The organism is Microbacterium sp., assembly GCF_047972865.1.
Lineage (GTDB): Bacteria > Actinomycetota > Actinomycetes > Actinomycetales > Microbacteriaceae > Microbacterium.
This window is the reverse complement of record NZ_JBKEAY010000169.1, coordinates 1-2,346: the sequence shown is the minus strand read 5'-3', so window position 1 is coordinate 2,346 and position 2,346 is coordinate 1. Positions and strand designations below refer to the sequence as shown.

The following is a 2,346-nucleotide window of genomic DNA, read 5'->3' as shown; positions in this document are numbered from 1 at the left end:
CTCAGCCGCGAACTCGCCCTGTTCGTGGCCGCCCAGCCCACCCGCGGTGTCGATGTCGGCTCCATCGAGTTCATCCACAAACGCATCGTCGCCACCCGCGACTCCGGCATTCCGGTGATCGTGGTCTCGACCGAACTCGACGAGGTCGCCGCCCTCGCCGACCGCATCATGGTGATGTACCGCGGCCGGATCGTGGGGATCGTCCCCGGAGACACCCCACGAGAGGTCCTCGGTCTCATGATGGCCGGCGCCGCGGAAGAGGCAGCAGCATGACCGCCGTCACCGAGCCCGACCTCGCCGAGGAGCCGCCCCCCGGTCGCTGGCACACCACGCTGCGCCAGATCACGCAGGGCAACGCCCTCATCTCGGTGCTGTCGGTTCTGCTGGCCTTGATCGTCGGCGGCGTCATGATCGCTTTCACCGACAAAGACGTGCAGTCCGTCGCGGGGTACTTCTTCGCCCGTCCCGGCGACACGATCGCCGCGAGCTGGGATGCCGTCAGCGGTGCGTACGCGGCGCTGTTCCAGGGTGCGGTGTACAACGTCGGCGCGAAGGACTTCCTCACCGGCATCCGTCCCCTCACCGAGACTCTGACGTTCGCGACGCCCCTGATCGCGGCGGGACTGGGCGTTGCGCTTGCCTTCCGCGTCGGCATGTTCAACATCGGTGGTCGCGGGCAGATGCTCATGGCCGCAGCCGGTGCCGGGTGGGTCGCGTTCTCGTTCGACCTGCCATGGGGTCTGCACATGCTCTTCGCCCTCGTCGTCGGTATCGGCGCCGGTGCGCTGTGGGGCGGCATCGCCGGGTTCCTCAAAGCCCGCACCGGCGCACACGAGGTGATCGTGACGATCATGCTCAACTACGTCGCCTATTACCTGATCTCGTGGATGCTGCGCACACCCGGATTACTGCAGGCCCCCGGATCCAGCAACCCGAAGACCCCGGCCATGCGTGAGACGGCGGTCTTCCCCGACTTGCTGGGGCCCGGCTACAATCTGCACTTCGGGTTCGTGCTGACGATCCTCGCGACGATCCTGGTGTGGTGGATCCTCAGCCGCTCCAACCTCGGCTTCCAGTTCCGCGCCGTCGGCGAAAACCCCAACGCAGCCCGCGTCGCCGGCATCCGGGTGCCGCGGATGTACCTGTACGCGATGCTGATCGCGGGGGGACTGGTGGGTCTGGCGGGCGTGGACCAGGTCCTCGGCACGACCACGACAGGGTTCACCGCGGGGGTGGATGCGGGGATCGGGTTCGACGCGATCACGGTGGCGCTGCTGGGACGCTCCACGCCGTGGGGCACGTTCGCCGCCGGCGTGCTGTTCGGAGCTTTCAAAGCGGGCGGGTATCGCATGCAGGCGGCCGAGCAGATCCCGATCGAGATCGTCACGGTCGTGCAGGCGCTCATCGTGCTGTTCATCGCCGCGCCGCCGCTGGTGCGCGCGATCTTCTTCCTCCCGTCCGACGAGCGCGACCGCCGGCGGCAGGCCAAGGCGCGACGCAAGGCGCTGAAGGCGCAGGTCGTCGCCGACGCGGCGGGCGCGCAGGCGGAGGTGAACCGATGAGCACGGCGCACACCACGACCACCGCTGAGACGGTCGTCATCCGCAGCTGGAAGGCGCCGGTCGCCCTTGCCGTGTTCACGGTGCTGTTCGCGCTGCTGGTGCTCGCCGTTCCTCGCGGAGCAGAGACCACTTTCCGGCTCGCGACCGGCACCGATGCTTTCGCGCTGCCAGATGTCGTCGCCCCCGTCGCCGGGACCGCGTGGGGCTGCATCGTCCTGATGGCGTTGCTGACGGCGGCATCGGCCTGGTTCGTCCGCTGGTACGCGCGATCACCGCTATGGATCGTGGTCATCTACTTGCTGGTCGCGATCGTGGGTTTTCTGACGTGGGCGGCGTCGGGTGGCACCGTGCCCGTCGTGGGACTGCTCGCCGGAGCACTGCTGGGTGCGATTCCGCTCATCTTCGGCGCGCTGGGCGGAGTGATCGGCGAGCGGGCCGGTGTCGTCAACATCGCGATCGAGAGCCAACTGCTGGCGGGGGCGTTCACCGCCGCCGTGATCGCAAGTGTCACGGGGCAGCCCCTGCTGGGGCTGGTCGGTGCCGCTGTCGCCGGAGTGCTGGTGGCCGCGGTGCTGGCCGTGTTCGCGATCACCTACTACGTCGACCAAGTCATCGTCGGTGTCGTGCTGAACGTGCTCGTGATGGGGCTGACCAGCTTCTTGTTCAGCCAGGTGCTCCAGCCCAACGCGGCGGCGCTGAACACCCCGCCCCGACTGCCCCGCATCCCGATTCCGCTGCTGAGCGACATCCCGGTCATCGGACCGGTGCTGTTCCGGCAGACGAT

2 protein-coding genes and 1 pseudogene are annotated in these 2,346 nt (G+C 68.3%); all 3 read left to right on the top strand.

The genetic code is table 11. From position 1 onward, the window contains the following. Nucleotides 1–273, top strand: a pseudogene (locus tag ACK5KK_RS10460) (heme ABC transporter ATP-binding protein); the annotation flags it as partial. Further along, nucleotides 270–1,562 carry an ABC transporter permease gene (locus ACK5KK_RS10455; RefSeq protein WP_416890024.1) on the top strand — a complete coding sequence of 431 codons (1,293 nt, stop codon included), beginning with the start codon at nucleotides 270–272 and terminating at the stop codon, nucleotides 1,560–1,562. The pseudogene ACK5KK_RS10460 and the gene ACK5KK_RS10455, both read left to right, overlap by 4 nt. Further along, nucleotides 1,559–2,346: ABC transporter permease subunit (locus ACK5KK_RS10450; RefSeq protein ID WP_416890023.1), on the top strand; the 788-nt coding region annotated here is incomplete at its 3' end. The genes ACK5KK_RS10455 and ACK5KK_RS10450, both read left to right, overlap by 4 nt.